Source organism: Pararobbsia alpina, assembly GCF_965118125.1.
GTDB lineage: Bacteria > Pseudomonadota > Gammaproteobacteria > Burkholderiales > Burkholderiaceae > Pararobbsia > Pararobbsia alpina_A.
The window spans coordinates 3423253-3438166 of the sequence record NZ_OZ221287.1 but is presented as its reverse complement, the minus strand read 5'-3'; the positions used below and the strand labels follow the sequence as shown (position 1 = coordinate 3438166).

Genomic DNA, 14914 nt, shown 5'->3' with positions numbered 1-14914 from the left:
AGAGCGCTGTGAAGAAGATTCTGGTGGCGAGAGCCGTGTTCCCCGATGTCATCGACCGTCTCGGACGCTATTTCGACGTCGAGTCGAATCAGGCCGACCACATTTTTACGAGCGCCGAACTCGGTGCGAAGCTTGCGGACAAGGACGGCGCGTTTGTCGCGGGTGAACGCATTGACGCGTCGATTCTCGCGGCCGCACCGCGTTTGCGCGTCGTGTCGAATATGGCGGTCGGCTACAACAACTTCGATATCGACGCGTTCAATCGCGCCGGCGTGCTCGGCACCAACACACCGGACGTGCTCAACGAGACGACGGCGGATATGGGTTGGGCGCTGATGATGGCCGCCGCGCGCCGCATGAGCGAAAGCGAGCGGTGGCTTCGCACGGGTGCCTGGGATCGCTGGGCGTACGACATGCTGACCGGCGTCGACATCCATGGCTCGACGCTTGGCGTGATCGGCATGGGACGGATCGGGCAGGCCGTCGCGCGGCGCGCGAAAGGGTTTGGCATGCGCGTCGTCTATCACAATCGCTCGCGCGTGGCGCCCGAGATCGAGCGCGAGCTCAATGCCGAATATCTCGACAAGACGGCGTTGCTTAAGACCGCCGACCACATCGTCCTGGTACTGCCTTATACGGCACAGAGCCACCATACGATCGGCGCGGCCGAGCTCGCGTTGATGAAGCCGACCGCGACGCTGACGAATATCGCGCGCGGCGGGATTATCGACGACGCGGCGCTGGTCGTCGCACTGCGCGAACGACGCATCGCCGCGGCGGGTCTCGATGTGTTCGAGGGCGAGCCGAAGCTGAATCCGGGTTTTCTGGAGCTGCCTTCCGTCGTGCTGACCCCGCACATCGGCAGCGCGACGGAAGGCACGCGCCGCGCCATGGCCAACCTTGCAGCCGATAACCTGATCGCCGCGCTTGGCGAAGGGCCGCAGGCCGGTCAGCCGCCGAGCCCGATCAACCCCGATGTGATGGCACGCTGGGTGAGTGCATGACGCAGGGAGGATCGGGGACCGTGGTGCTGGTGCTAGCGGTTGCCCTTATCGCAGCGTTGGCGGTTGCGGCCGTGGCGTTAATGATCGTGTTCGGCCGACGCGGTGCGCAGATCGACGACGCCGCGCTCGACGATCTCGGCGACCGTTGGTCCGACGCGGCTCAATTGCAGCAACGCGCGATTGAAAGGCTCGAGCGTGAAATCCGCTCCGACATCGCGCAGAGCGGGCGCGCCGGTCGCGACGAGCAAAGCGTCTCGCTCAAGCGCTTTGGCGACACGCTCAATCAGCAGCTCGCACACCTGTCAGACAGCAATGAGCGTCGGCTCGCGGAGATGCGAGGCACGATCGAGCAGAAGCTCAAGGACATCGAAGCGAATAACGCCGCGAAGCTGGAGGAAATGCGCCGCACGGTCGACGAGAAGCTTCACGCGACGCTTGAGCAGCGGCTGGGTGAGTCGTTCAAGCTCGTATCGGACCGTCTCGAGCAGGTGCATCGTGGTCTGGGCGAAATGCAATCGCTCGCGGCGGGTGTCGGCGACCTCAAGCGCGTGCTGACCAACGTGAAGACGCGGGGGACATGGGGCGAGGTTCAACTCGAAGCGTTACTCGAGCAGTTACTCACGCCCGATCAGTATGCGAAGAACATCGCGACGATTCCCGGTAGCAACGAACGCGTCGAATTCGCGATCCGTCTGCCCGGACGTCAGGGACAGGCGAGCGATGGCGACGTTCCGGTCTGGCTGCCGGTCGACGCAAAGTTTCCTCGCGAAGACTACGAGCGGCTGATACTGGCTCAGGAGCGTGCGGATCCGGTTGCGGTCGAGGAAGCGGCACGCGCGCTCGACGTTCGCGTCAGGCATGAGGCGCGTACGATCGCCACCAAATATGTGTCGCCGCCGCATACGACCGATTTCGGTCTGCTGTACCTGCCCACGGAGGGGCTTTACGCAGAGGTCCTGCGTCGCCCGGGGCTGACCGATGCACTGCAGCGCGAGCACCGGATCACGGTCGCCGGTCCGACGACGCTGACCGCGTTGCTCAATAGCCTGCAAATGGGCTTTCGAACGCTCGCGATCGAGAAGCGGTCAAGCGAGGTATGGCAGGTGCTGGGCGCGGTGAAGACCGAATTCGGCAAGTTCGGCGACGTGCTTGCGAAGACGAAGGCTCAACTACAGACGGTGACGCGCACGATCGAGGCGGCGGAAGTGCGCACGCGCTCGATGTCGAAGAAACTGCGGGATGTTGAGGCACTGCCGGGCGATGCCGCGGCAGGGTTGCTCGGAGAGGCGGGCGACGAGGAGATCACGCAGGATCCGGACGCTCAGTCGGGCGCGTGAATCGGTGTATTGGCGCTTCGCCAGACCTTTCCCGGCCTGTTATGCGCCCCGACGCAAGCCTGGCCTATGCTTTCGCGAAGGACTCGAGGGCGTCGCCCGCCATGCGCACGACTCGCCACTCCGGGAGCACGCTCGCGCCCAGGCTTTGATAGAACTGGATGGCCGGTTCGTTCCAGTCGAGCACTGTCCATTCGAAGCGCCCGCACTGCCGCTCGACGGCGATCGTTGCGAGACGGCGAAGCATCATCGTTGCGATGCCGCCGCGTCGAGCCTTCGGACTCACGTACAGGTCTTCGAGGTAGAGGCCCCGGCGGCCGAGGAAGGTCGAATAGTTGTGGAAGAACAGGGCGTACGCGACCACTTCCGAATCGCGTTCGGCCACCAGACACTCGACGCGCGGCTGAGCATCGGCAAGTGCGTCACGCAGGCTCTGCTCGGTCGCGATCAGCAGATGCGTGAGCTTTTCGAATTCAGCGAGTTCAGCGATGAGGCCGTGGATCGCACCTGCGTCTTCGGCACGTGCGGTCCGGATGGTGACGGACTGCATCAGTCGTCATCCTCGTCTTCGGGAGCGTCGCTCAGTGCGATTTCAATACCGCCAAACCGGCTTGCGACCCAGTTGTAGGCATTGCACGCAATCCAGAGCAGGGCAAAGCCGAGCAGCGCATTGAGGATCAATGCGCTGAAAAACGCGAGCACGATGTTCGCCAGCGACGAGCTCGACAGACCGCCGCTCGCCACGCCGGACTGAATCGCGGCGACGAGCGCGCCGAGGACCACGATCGGCACGGAGAACGTCAGGTAGATCAGGATAAGCGCCTTCGCCGTCTGCCCCGGTGTGATGTAGGAAATCTGCTTTTTCATTGACTGGATGGAAGGATGGGCGTGCCGGACGTGCCGGAGAGCCGCGCCGGTCGGGCGAGCCCATCGATATCGACGTACGACGCCGCGCGATTATCGTTCTAATTCACGCAGGTCGTGCAGGGTGTTCGCATTGTAGAACGCCCGCGAATCGCGAAAACTTACTTCAACCGCGTTGTGGCGGCGGTACCACGCGTCGAGTTTTCCCCCGCCCGACGCCAGCTCGGCAGCGGCTGAGGCAGCCAACCGCCGGGGAATCAGCGCGAAGACCGGGTGGCGCTGGCGCGAGCCGTCGGGCTCCACCGTCGCGGCGAGCGCGAGGTCGGCGGTGCTGATCATCAGGGCTTCGGCCAGGCGGCTCGCGAGGTCGGCAGGGAAGAGCGGCGCATCGCACGGGACCACGAGCATCCAGTCGGTCGTGATTCGGGCGAGGCCTTGCGCGATACCGGCCAACGGACCGGCGTAGCGATGCGATGTCCCGTTCGGCTCTGCCTTTTCGTCTGCGGGTAAGTGCTCGCTGACAGACGCGTTGTTCTGCGGCGCATCCGTGAATACGGGGAAGCCGTAGCTCGCGTACCGATCGATATTCCGGTTTGCGCTGATGGCGAGTGCGCCGGTCTGCGATCGCAAGCGCTCAATCGCATGTTCAACGAGCGGTTTGCCTTGCAGGCATTCGAGGCCTTTGTCGATGCCACCCATGCGAGCGCCTTGACCGCCCGCGAGAATCAGGCCGGTGATGCGTTCGCGCGTGATGATCGGGCGCAGGTTGTCCGTCATCCGCCGATATACGACATCTCGACGCGTCGTGCGTCGTCCTGCCTGATCTGCCCGGCTTCATTGTGGGCCGCGCGTGATTCGGAGTAGTGGTCGTCGCGCGCGTGCCAGATCTGCGCGACCGCGCTCGACAGCGCAGCATCGTCGAGATCCGGGTTACGCACGAGCGCGCGCAAATCGTAGCCCTGCGACGCAAACAGGCACAGATACATTTTGCCCTCCGTCGACAGACGTGCGCGCGTGCAGTCGCCGCAGAACGCGTGCGTGACACTCGAGATCAAGCCGACTTCCCCCTGGCCGTCGAGATAGCGCCAGCGCTCCGCCGTCTCGCCGCGATACCCGGGCGCGACAGGTTCGACCGGGTACAACGCCGCGATGCGCGAGACGACTTCGGCGGAGGGCACCACGTCGTCCATGCGCCAGCCGTTGGACGAGCCGACATCCATATATTCGATAAAGCGCAGCACGACACCCGATCCGCGGAAGTGACGCGCCATCGGCACGATTTCGTGATCGTTCGTGCCGCGTTTGACGACCATATTGACCTTGATCGACTCGAATCCCGCCTCGCGGGCTGCGTCGACGCCGGCGAGCACGTCCGTGACAGGAAAGTCGACGTCGTTGATGCTGCGGAACAAGGTGTCGTCGAGCGCATCGAGGCTCACGGTCAGGCGGGTCAGTCCGGCATCGCGAAGCGAGCGCGCCTTCCGGGTGAGCAGCGAACCGTTGGTCGTCAACGTGAGATCGAGTGGCTTGCCGTGCGGCGTGCGCAGCGTCGCCAGCCGTTCGATCAGGTATTCAATGTTTTTACGCAGCAGCGGCTCGCCACCCGTCAGGCGGATTTTCTCGACGCCATGCGCGACGAAAACGCGGGCGAGTCGTTCGATCTCCTCGAACGTCAGCAAATGCGAGTGCGGCAGAAACGGATGGTCTTTGCCGAAAATCTCCTTCGGCATGCAATAGACGCAGCGGAAGTTGCAGCGATCCGTCACCGAAATTCGCAAGTCGCGCAAAGGCCGGGCACGCGCGTCCGTCAGCGAGCCGTTCGCGGGAACGGGTGCGCCGGACAGATCGGGCGTCGCGCGATCGCGCAGCATCGTGCGCCAATCGGCAACCGGAATGATTTTGCGGGACATAGCAGAATTTGATTCGGATATAACGATTCTAGCCGAACGGCCTGCGGCGGGTACGGGCGTCAGGGTTCGTCTGCACTGTGTTCACGGGACGGGCCGGCAACTGTGCTCTGGGAGCGGCCGGGGAATCTCGGTACGCATGAAAAAAGCCCCTCGAGACCAGATGGCCGAGGGGCTTGCGATGTCATGAAACGGCGGTTTGCGCCGCCGTTTCGTGCCGGGCGTCAGGCTTGCCCGTGCGGATTGCCGGACGTTTCGACCTGCACCATCGGCGCGGTCGATGCCGGCGGCAGCGGCTTGCGCTCACGCGGTGCGCGTGCCGGGCGCGTTTGCTGCGCAGCGGCGTCGCGTGCGGCCTGCAGCTTGTCGGCGTCCGTATTGACCCAGACCAGCCCGGCCGATTCGAGCATCGGCGACAGCGCCTCGACCGACAGCGTCGACTTCGAGCCGCCCGTCTTGACTGCCGGAGCGACCGGTGCCGGTTGGGCTTCCGCCTGAACCGGAGCCGGCGCGATGGCAGCGGCCGAGACGATCGGCGCGGGTGCCGGTTCGGCAGCGGCCGGCGCTTGCGGCGCCTGTTCGACGAATGCGCTCACAGGCTCGGCAGCGGGCGCGCGGGCCGGTTCGCTGACCACTGGCGTTTCAGCCGGAGCGGCCGGAGCAACCGGTGCAGCGCTCACCGGCGCGGGCGAAGGCTCGACGGATGCCGGCGTGTGCGCGGCAAACGTCTCATGCGACACCGGAGCGGGTGCGGCCGGTGCGACCGGCGCGACGGGTTCCACCGGAGCTGCAGGCGTAGCGGGCGCGGCAACGGCACCCACGTGTTCACGGATGTCTTGCGCGACTTCCGGAGCAACGTGTGCCGGCGCCACGGCCGTCTCGACCGGTTGCGGAGCAGCAGGTGTCGCTTGCACGACAGGTGCCTCGACCGGAGCGGCCGGAGCCGTCGAAGCAGCCGGTGCCACCGATGCGGCAGCGGGCTGCGCGGGCGCATCGTTCGCGGTCGTTGCCGGTTCATGGGCCGCGTCCGCGATGGTTTCCACGACATGGACCGGTGCAGCGGGTGCGGGCGTCACAGCCGGTGCGGGTGCAGGTGCAGCGGCGGCTTGAACGCCTTCGGCTTGCACGTGCTCGGGCGCGGGTGCGGCGACGGGCGCCACATGGCCTTCACCCTCGGCGACGTCGGATGCGAGCGACGCATTGACGTTGTCTTCCTCGCGCTCGCGACGTCCACCGCGGCGACCACGACGGCGACGGCGGCGCTCTTCGCCACCTTCGCGCGGCGCGTCGCCGTCCGCGAACTCATCGCGGGAGCGCGCATCGCCGTTTTCATCGAGCGACACGTCGGCGGCCTGAGCAACGAATTTGTCTTCGCTGGCGACGACGGCTTCCGCTGCGGCACGCTTTTCACGACGCTCGCCGCGTTCAGCGCGTTCGCCACGCTCTGCACGATCACCGCGTTCGCTCTTGCGCTCACCGCGTTCCTGACGCTCGACGCCTTCGATCGAATCCGCAAGACGTTCCTGACGGTCGCGACCACCGCGGGCTTCGCGGGGCTCACGCGGTTCGCGTGCTTCGCGCGGCTCACGGGGCTCGCGCGGTTCACGCGTTTCCGCGGAACGGTCGCCGCGTTCCTGACGCGGACCACGCTGGGCTTGCTTGCCTTCGCCGTCGCGCGCTTGCGCGCCGCCGCGGCGATTGCGGTTGCGGTCCTGGCGATCGCCCTTGTCGGCGCGTTCGCCCTTTTCGCCCGCCGTAGCCGTGCGGTCCTTGTCGCCACGTTCGCCACGTTCGCTGCGCTCGACGCGATCGCGCGCCGTGCGTGCGGTCGGCTTGGCAGCCGGCGTTTCGACCGTGGGTGCCGGAGCCGGGGCGCCGCCGAACAGGCCCTTGAGCCAGCCGAAGAAGCCACCCGTCGCGACGGGAGCAGGGGCGGCAGCAGGGGCGGCAACGGCTTCGGCACGCGGCGTCGAAGCGGGTGCCGGACGTTCAGGCGTGATGCCCTTGACGGCAGCTTCCTGCTTCGGCTTCGCTTCTTCAGCGCGCTTGCTGTAACCCGATTCCGATTCGAGTTCGCGGGCAGCCTCTTCGGCCATCTTGTAGCTTGCACGCGGGTCTTCGAGGCGCGGATCGTCGTGACGCAGGCGCTCGAGCTTGTAGTGCGGCGTATCGAGATGCTTGTTCGGAATCAACACGACGCCGACCTTGAAGCGGGTCTCGATCTTGTTGATTTCCTGGCGCTTCTCGTTGAGAAGGAAGGCGGTCACTTCGACCGGCACCTGGCAGTGGATTGCCGAGGTGTTTTCCTTCATCGCTTCTTCCTGAATGATCCGCAGGACTTGCAGCGCGGACGATTCGGTATCGCGGATGTGGCCCGTGCCGTTGCAACGCGGGCACGTGACGTGGCTGCCTTCCGACAGGGCCGGGCGCAGGCGCTGGCGCGACAGTTCCATCAGGCCGAAGCGCGAGATCTTGCCCATCTGGACGCGGGCACGGTCGTGCTTGAGCGCGTCCTTCAGGCGTTGCTCGACTTCGCGCTGGCTCTTGCTCGACTCCATGTCGATGAAGTCGATGACGATCAGGCCGCCGAGGTCGCGCAGACGCAGCTGGCGGGCGACTTCATCGGCCGCTTCGAGGTTCGTGCGCGCCGCCGTTTCCTCGATGTCCGCACCCTTGGTGGCGCGTGCAGAGTTGACGTCGATCGCGACGAGCGCTTCGGTGTGGTCGATCACGATCGCACCGCCCGAAGGCAGCGGCACCGTGCGCGAGTACGCCGTTTCGATCTGGTGTTCGATCTGGAAACGCGAGAAAAGCGGAACGTCGTCGCGGTAGCGTTTGACCTTGTTGAGGTTGTCGGGCATCACCACGCTCATGAACGCGCGTGCCTGCTCGTCGATTTCCTCGGTGTCGATCAGGATTTCGCCGATATCGGGCTGGAAGTAATCGCGGATTGCGCGAATCACGAGGCTCGATTCGAGGTAAATCAGCAGCGGGCCGCGCGTCTGCTTGGCGGCTTCTTCAATCGCGCGCCACAGCTGCATCAGGTAGTTCAAGTCCCACTGCAGCTCTTCCGCGCTGCGGCCGATGCCGGCCGTGCGGGCGATGATGCTCATGCCCTCGGGCAGCTCGAGCTGACCCATCGTCTCGCGCAGTTCCTGACGCTCTTCGCCCTCGATGCGGCGCGATACGCCACCGCCACGCGGGTTGTTCGGCATCAGCACGAGGTAACGGCCGGCGAGCGAGATGAATGTCGTCAGCGCCGCGCCCTTGTTGCCGCGCTCTTCCTTCTCGACCTGAACGATCAGTTCCTGGCCCTCGCGCAACGCATCCTGGATGCGGGCGGAGCGCATGTCGACACCATCGCGGAAATACTGGCGGGCGACTTCCTTGAACGGAAGGAAGCCGTGGCGGTCTTCGCCGTAATTGACGAAGCAGGCTTCGAGGGAAGGTTCGATGCGGGTGATGACACCCTTGTAGATATTGCCTTTGCGTTGTTCACGCCCGGCGGTTTCGATGTCGATGTCGATCAGTTTCTGACCGTCGACGATTGCAACGCGCAATTCCTCCTGCTGCGTTGCGTTGAACAGCATGCGTTTCATTGAACGGCTCCCAGTGCAGCTGCACCGTCGTTTCGGGTCCGTCCGCGCTGATGAGCGCGATCAGTCGGGTGGACTGACGGGAGACCGGACACCGCATGGCCACGCGCGGCCAAATGGGGCCGTGCGAACCGGGAAAACGACAGCGCGCCGCGCTTTTTGTTGTCACATAAAGCACGCGGGGCCGAAGTCGGGGGCGGGAGAATTGCCGGATCAGCCTGCCCGTTCAGATGGGCAGCATTGGCACTGGCGATTGGCGACGCGGGCAACCATGCGCGGGCATGCCGTATCCTGACTGAGCCGGTACGTGCGGACTGATCGCAACTGAACCGGACGCCAGAACCGGACGCGCAAGCGGGCGCCTGTATGCATGCTTGGCCGGCCAGTTCGGCGCGCGGCGTCACAGTACATGCCTGACATCGCACCGGTCGGCATCCGCTGCACCCGGCCTTGCCGTGATCGTCCTCGATCATCGGGAAAGCGGGGCACGGCGTCCGTGGACCGGCTTACTTCGCTACACGCGCAGCGTGCCTGACACAGCCCGCTGCGCGATTGAAAATTCTTTTTGACCCAAACTTCGCTGCCCGCGAAAAACGCTCACTGACCGGAGGCGCCTGTGGGCGCGCTCCCTGCCGGAACGAATCTCGTGCGTGCAACTCACTCAACCATGCTCGTCAAAACGGGACGAGCAACCGGCCCTCGGGTGCAAGTAAAATGACGGTTTTTACCGCTTGCACCGGGCGAACTCCCCCGCCTGGCCGACAAGATCCGGTGGCAGGCAGTGAAAGCTGCGACAAATTATATGCAGAATGAATGAGTTAGGCAAAACCTCCGGGCAATCAGTCGCGGCCGATCAGGTCTCGATGATCGAGATCGACGACGAATGGGCTGGTCAGCGGATCGACAACTTCCTGATGCGCATCTGTAAGGGAGTGCCGAAAAGCCACGTGTACCGGATACTGCGCAGCGGCGAAGTGCGCGTAAATAAAGGGCGAGTGAGCGCTGACTATCGCCTTGTGGGCGGCGACGTGGTCCGTGTGCCGCCGATTCGTATCGCCGCGCGCGAGGCGGAGATCCCGACGTGGATGCCGCCGCCGTCCTACACGATCGTTCACGAGGACGACCATCTGCTCATCATCGACAAGCCGGCCGGCCTCGCGGTGCATGGAGGCAGCGGCGTGAGCTTCGGCGTGATCGAGCAACTGCGTAACGCGCGACCGAAGGCGAAATATCTCGAACTCGTGCACCGGCTCGACCGCGAAACCTCGGGCTTGCTGATGATCGCCAAGCGGCGTTCGGCGCTCGTCGCCCTGCATGACCAGATTCGCGAAAACCAGATCGACAAGCGCTACCTGGCCTGTGTGGTCGGCGATTGGCATGACCGGCGCCGCGCGGTCAAGGCGCCTCTGCACAAGTACACGACCCCTGAAGGCGAGCGGCGCGTGCGCGTCCAGGACGACGGACTGGCGTCGCACACGATTTTCAACCTGCTCGAAAAGTACAACGGCTTCGCGCTGCTCGAGTGCGAACTCAAGACGGGGCGCACGCATCAGATCCGCGTCCATTTGCAGCATGTGGGCACGCCGATCGTCGGCGACGAAAAATACGGGGACTTTGCACTGAACAAGCAACTCGCGCGTTCGGGCGTCAAGCCCGGTATCCGCCGCATGTTCCTGCATGCGTACAAGCTGCGGATCACCCATCCGTCGACAGGCGAGCCATTCGAGCTCGAAGCGCCGTTGCCGGCGGAATGCCGGCAGTTTCTCGACCAATTGCAGGAAGAACAAGGCAATGCCGCAAAAACAGTTTGATCTGATCGTGTTCGACTGGGACGGCACGCTCATGGATTCGACGGCCCATATCACGCGCAGTATCCAGGCGTCGTGCCGGGACTTGGGGTTGCCGGTGCCGGATGACCAGTCTGCGAGCTACGTGATCGGTCTCGGGCTGCGCGACGCGCTGATGATTGCCGCGCCGACCCTCGACCCCGCCGACTATCCGAAACTTGTCGAGCGCTATCGCGTGCACTACCTGACGGGCGATCCGACGATCGAGCTGTTCGCCGGGGCGCGTGATCTGCTCGAAAACCTCCGCTCGGCGGGATATCTGCTCGCCGTGGCCACCGGGAAGAGTCGCGTCGGTCTCGATCGCGCACTCAACGCCGTGGATCTGGTCGACATGTTCGATGTCACGCGTTGCGCGGACGAGACATTCTCGAAACCGCATCCACAGATGCTCAACGAAGTCATGGATGTCGTCGGGCAAACTCGCGAGCGCACGGTCATGATCGGCGACACGACGCACGACCTGCAAATGGCGCAAAACGCCGGCACGGCGGGCATTGCGGTCACCTACGGGGCGCACCCCGAGGAGTCGTTGCTCGAATTTTCGCCTCGTTTTTGCGCACATAGCGTCGCGGAACTCGATGCATGGCTCGGGAGCAACGGCTGAAGTCGGCCGATTCGTCACGGAAAACTCATGGATGCTGTGTATATCTGCGACGCGGTAGCGCTCGTCGACGGCGGCGCGGGAGTCCGCGCCGATGCGACGTACCTCGGCCACGATGCCACCGTGTTCTTTATCCGGTTCGATGGCGTTGCGTACGGGTACCTGAACCAATGCGCGCACGTTCCGATGGAACTCGACTGGAATGAGGGGCAGTTCTTCGACGATTCGGGTTTATACTTGGTTTGCGCGACGCATGGCGCCGTTTACGCGCCCGAAAACGGGCGTTGTGTCGGCGGACCGTGTCGCGGCGCGAGGCTTCGCGCAGTACGGGTTGAAGAACGCGAAACGCCTTCCGGCCGCGCGGTCTTCTGGTTGCCGGATGACGATCTGCGTCCGGCAGCCGTTGCGTGACTGACCAGTCGCCAATCCAATGGCTGGAATAACGCCTTTTTTGACGACGCATGTCAGACAACTTCGATCATCCTGAATCGTCGGCGCGCCCTGGTGCGCCTGTGCCTCCCGGCGTTCCTCCCGGCCGCGACGGTCATTGGGAGCGCGCGGTGCTCGAGAAGCTCGCGCTGTCCGCGCTGCGCGAGCAGCGTGCGAACCGCCGCTGGAAAATCTTCTTTCGCTTTGCGTTCCTGATTGTCTTCGCGCTGATCGCGTGGGGCTTGCTCAACGTGTCGGGCGAGACCACCGTGACGACCGGGCGCCACACGGCACTGGTCACACTGACGGGTGAGATCTCCTCGGACGGGCAGGCGAGTGCCGAAAACATCAACGCCTCGCTCGAATCGGCGTTCGCCGATACGAACACCGTCGGCGTGATCCTGCGTATCAACAGCCCGGGCGGGAGCCCGGTGCAGGCGGCCATCATCAATCGCGACATGCGGCGCTTGCGCGCGAAGTATCCGAGCAAGCCCCTCTATGTCGTCGTCGACGATATGTGCGCCTCGGGCGGTTACTACGTGGCCGTCGCCGCCGACAAGATCTACGTCGATCAGGCGAGTGTCGTGGGGTCGATCGGCGTGCTGATGGAAGGCTTCGGGTTCACCGGCCTGATGGACAAGCTCGGTGTCGAGCGCCGGCTCCATACGTCGGGCGAAAACAAGGGATTGTTCGACCCGTTCTCGCCGGAGTCGGACAAGGCCAAGACCCATGCGCAGGAGATGCTCGACCAGATCCACGCGCAGTTCATCGCGGCGGTCAAGCAAGGCCGTGGCAACCGGCTCAAGAACCCCGATGATCCTGATCTGTTCTCGGGACTGTTCTGGACGGGCCAGCAAAGCGTCGAACTCGGACTGGCCGACGCGCTTGGCGATACCGATTACGTCGCGCGCGACGTGATCAAGGCCGAAAACGTCGTCGACTACACCGTCAAATCGAATTTTGCGGACCGTCTCGCGAGCCGGTTCGGCGCGTCGATCGGCGATGCGGCGATGAAGGCGATCGCTCATTTCGCGGCAAAGGCTTCGCTTCAGTAAGCAGGCACTCACTCACGGCGCATGCGCTGGCTCAAGCCAGTGAAGCGCGGCGAGGCGAGCCGGATGTAAAAAAACCCGCTTGGCGAATGTCACATCGCCGGCGGGTTTTTTTGTGATCCACGCCTGAATCGGGTCGCCGCGGAGCCAATCCACGCGAGCCGAATCCGCGTGTGCCCTTGACGCGTGTCGCAGGCCTGTGGCTCGCTATTGCGCCAACATCAGAAAGATCGCCGGGCGTTTGTTCAGATCGAGCGTGTCGGGCTTCCAGTCCGAAATCGGCCGGCTCACGACCTGCTCGGTTGGTAGCGTCAGATCGACCGCGATGCACACACGCGTCGACGGTGCGAGCGATGCTCGCAGGGCTTCGAGCATCGCTTTGTTGCGATACGGCGTTTCGATAAAGATTTGCGTCTGCTTGCCGCGTCGCGACACTTGCTCGAGTTCCCGCAGCTGCTTCGTGCGCGCCGCGGCGTCGAGCGCGAGGTAGCCATGGAATGCAAAGCTCTGCCCGTTCAGGCCTGAGGCCATGAGCCCCAGCAGAATCGAATTCGGTCCGACGAATGGCACAACCCGTACGCCGCGCCGGTGTGCGCGCTCGACGAGCAGAGCGCCCGGATCGGCGACTGCCGGACAACCCGCTTCCGACACCAGGCCGCCGTCGGTGCCGTCGAGAATCGGCTTGAGCAGTGCTTCAACGGCGGCTGGCGGCGTGTTGACGTTGAGTTCGGCGATCGTGATTTCCTGAATCGGCCGTTCCGTACCGACGCGCTTGAGAAACGCACGTGTGCTTTTGGCGTTTTCGCCGACAAAGTAGCTCAACTTTCCAGCCTGGGCGCGCACGGGCGCCGGCAGGACGAGGTCGAGCGCGGCTTCGTCGCCGTCGCCGAGGGTATTGGGGATCAGATAAAGCGTGCCGCTCATACGCGAAGTACCGGAAAGCCTGCGTGGGTCAACATGCTGACGAGTTCGATCAACGGCAGTCCGATCAGTGCCGTCGGGTCGTTGCTGTCGATCGACTCGAGCAAGGCGATGCCGAGTCCCTCCGCCTTGGCGCTGCCCGCGCAGTCGTAGGGTTGTTCGGCGTGGAGATAGGCGTCGAGCAGTTCGTCGGGCAGATCGCGAAACTTCACGCGAGTGATGATGTCCTTGATCTGCGCGTCGTCGCGCGCGGCATCGAAGACGCACAGGGCGCTGTGAAATTCGACGACGCGTCCGCGCATCGCCTGCAGCTGGACGAGCGCCGAACGATGGTCCCCGGGCTTGCCGATTTGTTTGCCGTCGAACGTCGCGACCTGATCGGAGCCGATCACGAGCGCGCCGGGTCGAAGCGCCGCGACCGCGCGCGCCTTTTCCACGGCGAGTCGCAGCGCGGTCGAGGCCGGCCCTTCGCCCTCGCGCGGGGTTTCGACGATGGCCGGAACCTGGACCTCGAACGGGATGCGCAAGCGTTCGAGCAGTGCGCGCCGGTACGGCGAACTCGACGCGAGAATAAGGGGGCGTTCAGGGTGTGGGGTCATCGAAATGCAGGGTGGGACGGCGCCGCTACTGGGGAATACCCGGCAGGTGCTTAAAATCCCGAGGTTAAGTGATTGACTTCAAAGGCCAAAAATCGGTACACTCTCGCGTTTCGCAGCGGCAGCATTGCTCATGAGCCAATCCACCGCCGCCGTCGGTCCCGACTGGCGTGCCTTCGATCTGTTCGAATTCGCCCGTGCCGCGCGTAGCGGGGCAGGGGATATCGCGCTGAGCGAATTGCCGCGCATAGTAAACGAACTCGCGGTCGAAGTATCGCAGTCGGTTCTGGATTCGGGCGCGAGCGTGCAATGGAGCGCACAAGGCGAGCGGCGCGAGGTCGCGGGCGGCAAGCCCGAGTTGTACCTCCACCTGAGTCTGCGCACGACGCTGTGGCTCGAGTGCCAGCGCTGCCTGACGCCCTACGAACAGCCGCTTGACGTGAGTGTGAGCTATCTGGTCGTGGCGAGCGAAGAAGAGGCGGAAGCCATCCCGCTCGAGGACGACGAGCTCGACCCGATCGTTGGCTCGAAACAGTTCGACCTGTACGAACTGATCGAAGAAGAATTATTGCTGTCGTTGCCGCTCGTGCCGAAGCACGAGGTCTGCCCGGAAGTGCACGATTCGCTCGTGACCGGTCAGGCAGGCGAAATCGTGATCGACCACCCGGAACCGGGCGAAGAGAAGCGAGACGACAACCCTTTTGCAGCGCTTTCCGCGCTGAAACGCGACGTTCCGCCAAAGAACGACGCTTGAACGAACCAG

General features: G+C 64.2%; 14 protein-coding genes. 7 read left to right on the top strand and 7 right to left on the bottom strand.

Annotated elements, in window-relative coordinates:
• Window positions 1–8: 8 nt before the first annotated feature.
• Window positions 9–1004, top strand: a complete 996-nt coding sequence (locus tag ACMFWR_RS14910; protein WP_413192388.1) for a 2-hydroxyacid dehydrogenase — start codon at window positions 9–11, stop codon at window positions 1002–1004.
• Window positions 1001–2341 carry a DNA recombination protein RmuC gene (locus tag ACMFWR_RS14905; protein ID WP_413192387.1) on the top strand — a complete coding sequence of 447 codons (1341 nt, stop codon included), beginning with the start codon at window positions 1001–1003 and terminating at the stop codon, window positions 2339–2341. Before ACMFWR_RS14910 ends, ACMFWR_RS14905 begins: the two co-directional genes overlap by 4 nt.
• Window positions 2342–2405: 64 nt before the next feature.
• On the opposite strand, the gene ACMFWR_RS14900 is transcribed toward ACMFWR_RS14905, so the two are convergent.
• The 5 genes from ACMFWR_RS14900 to ACMFWR_RS14880 all read right to left on the bottom strand — a co-directional run bounded on the left by ACMFWR_RS14900 (window position 2406) and on the right by ACMFWR_RS14880 (window position 8708).
• Entirely contained in the window at window positions 2406–2888 is a 483-nt protein-coding gene (locus ACMFWR_RS14900; protein ID WP_413192386.1) for an N-acetyltransferase family protein, read from the bottom strand.
• On the bottom strand, window positions 2888–3205 hold the full coding sequence (locus ACMFWR_RS14895; RefSeq protein ID WP_413192385.1) for a hypothetical protein: 318 nt from the start codon (window positions 3203–3205) through the stop codon (window positions 2888–2890). The genes ACMFWR_RS14900 and ACMFWR_RS14895 overlap by 1 nt, the downstream gene beginning before the upstream one ends.
• Before the next feature lie 90 nt (window positions 3206–3295).
• Window positions 3296–3979, bottom strand: a complete 684-nt coding sequence (mobA, locus tag ACMFWR_RS14890) for a molybdenum cofactor guanylyltransferase (protein ID WP_413192384.1) — start codon at window positions 3977–3979, stop codon at window positions 3296–3298.
• Window positions 3976–5112, bottom strand: coding sequence for a GTP 3',8-cyclase MoaA (gene moaA / locus ACMFWR_RS14885; protein ID WP_413192383.1), 1137 nt, complete (start codon window positions 5110–5112; stop codon window positions 3976–3978). Before moaA ends, mobA begins: the two co-directional genes overlap by 4 nt.
• A gap of 221 nt (window positions 5113–5333) precedes the next feature.
• Complete coding sequence (locus ACMFWR_RS14880; protein WP_413192382.1) at window positions 5334–8708, bottom strand: Rne/Rng family ribonuclease; 3375 nt, start codon at window positions 8706–8708, stop codon at window positions 5334–5336.
• A gap of 806 nt (window positions 8709–9514) precedes the next feature.
• Here ACMFWR_RS14880 and ACMFWR_RS14875 point away from each other — a divergent pair.
• The 4 genes from ACMFWR_RS14875 to ACMFWR_RS14860 are packed head-to-tail and all read left to right on the top strand — an operon-like array spanning window position 9515 to window position 12637.
• Window positions 9515–10516: an RluA family pseudouridine synthase gene (locus tag ACMFWR_RS14875; RefSeq protein ID WP_413192381.1), complete on the top strand. Its 1002-nt coding sequence runs from the start codon at window positions 9515–9517 to the stop codon at window positions 10514–10516.
• Window positions 10497–11156, top strand: coding sequence for an HAD family hydrolase (locus tag ACMFWR_RS14870; RefSeq protein ID WP_413192380.1), 660 nt, complete (start codon window positions 10497–10499; stop codon window positions 11154–11156). Before ACMFWR_RS14875 ends, ACMFWR_RS14870 begins: the two co-directional genes overlap by 20 nt.
• Window positions 11157–11183: 27 nt before the next feature.
• The gene (locus ACMFWR_RS14865; RefSeq protein ID WP_413192379.1) at window positions 11184–11564 is read left to right on the top strand and encodes a Rieske (2Fe-2S) protein; all 381 of its coding nucleotides are present in this window, start codon (window positions 11184–11186) and stop codon (window positions 11562–11564) included.
• A 50-nt stretch (window positions 11565–11614) separates the two neighbouring features.
• Window positions 11615–12637, top strand: a complete 1023-nt coding sequence (locus tag ACMFWR_RS14860; protein ID WP_413192378.1) for a S49 family peptidase — start codon at window positions 11615–11617, stop codon at window positions 12635–12637.
• Between the two features lie 204 nt (window positions 12638–12841).
• On the opposite strand, the gene ACMFWR_RS14855 is transcribed toward ACMFWR_RS14860, so the two are convergent.
• Together ACMFWR_RS14855 and ACMFWR_RS14850 are read right to left on the bottom strand one after the other, a co-directional pair.
• Window positions 12842–13558 carry an SAM-dependent methyltransferase gene (locus ACMFWR_RS14855; protein WP_413192377.1) on the bottom strand — a complete coding sequence of 239 codons (717 nt, stop codon included), beginning with the start codon at window positions 13556–13558 and terminating at the stop codon, window positions 12842–12844.
• A complete protein-coding gene (locus ACMFWR_RS14850; protein ID WP_413192376.1) occupies window positions 13555–14154 on the bottom strand; it encodes a Maf-like protein in 600 nt (199 codons plus the stop codon). The genes ACMFWR_RS14855 and ACMFWR_RS14850 overlap by 4 nt, the downstream gene beginning before the upstream one ends.
• A gap of 130 nt (window positions 14155–14284) precedes the next feature.
• Between ACMFWR_RS14850 and ACMFWR_RS14845 the strand changes: the two genes are divergently transcribed.
• Complete coding sequence (locus tag ACMFWR_RS14845; protein ID WP_413192375.1) at window positions 14285–14905, top strand: YceD family protein; 621 nt, start codon at window positions 14285–14287, stop codon at window positions 14903–14905.
• The last annotated feature ends 9 nt before the right edge of the window (window positions 14906–14914 follow it).

Coding starts and splice junctions, on each gene's coding strand:
- ACMFWR_RS14905 (WP_413192387.1), top strand. CDS start 1,001: ATGACGCAGGGAGGATCGGGGACCGTGGTGCTGGTGCTAGCGGTTGCC.
- ACMFWR_RS14900 (WP_413192386.1), bottom strand. CDS start 2,888: ATGCAGTCCGTCACCATCCGGACCGCACGTGCCGAAGACGCAGGTGCG.
- ACMFWR_RS14895 (WP_413192385.1), bottom strand. CDS start 3,205: ATGAAAAAGCAGATTTCCTACATCACACCGGGGCAGACGGCGAAGGCG.
- mobA (WP_413192384.1), bottom strand. CDS start 3,979: ATGACGGACAACCTGCGCCCGATCATCACGCGCGAACGCATCACCGGC.
- moaA (WP_413192383.1), bottom strand. CDS start 5,112: ATGTCCCGCAAAATCATTCCGGTTGCCGATTGGCGCACGATGCTGCGC.
- ACMFWR_RS14880 (WP_413192382.1), bottom strand. CDS start 8,708: ATGAAACGCATGCTGTTCAACGCAACGCAGCAGGAGGAATTGCGCGTT.
- ACMFWR_RS14875 (WP_413192381.1), top strand. CDS start 9,515: ATGAATGAGTTAGGCAAAACCTCCGGGCAATCAGTCGCGGCCGATCAG.
- ACMFWR_RS14870 (WP_413192380.1), top strand. CDS start 10,497: ATGCCGCAAAAACAGTTTGATCTGATCGTGTTCGACTGGGACGGCACG.
- ACMFWR_RS14865 (WP_413192379.1), top strand. CDS start 11,184: ATGGATGCTGTGTATATCTGCGACGCGGTAGCGCTCGTCGACGGCGGC.
- ACMFWR_RS14860 (WP_413192378.1), top strand. CDS start 11,615: ATGTCAGACAACTTCGATCATCCTGAATCGTCGGCGCGCCCTGGTGCG.
- ACMFWR_RS14855 (WP_413192377.1), bottom strand. CDS start 13,558: ATGAGCGGCACGCTTTATCTGATCCCCAATACCCTCGGCGACGGCGAC.
- ACMFWR_RS14850 (WP_413192376.1), bottom strand. CDS start 14,154: ATGACCCCACACCCTGAACGCCCCCTTATTCTCGCGTCGAGTTCGCCG.
- ACMFWR_RS14845 (WP_413192375.1), top strand. CDS start 14,285: ATGAGCCAATCCACCGCCGCCGTCGGTCCCGACTGGCGTGCCTTCGAT.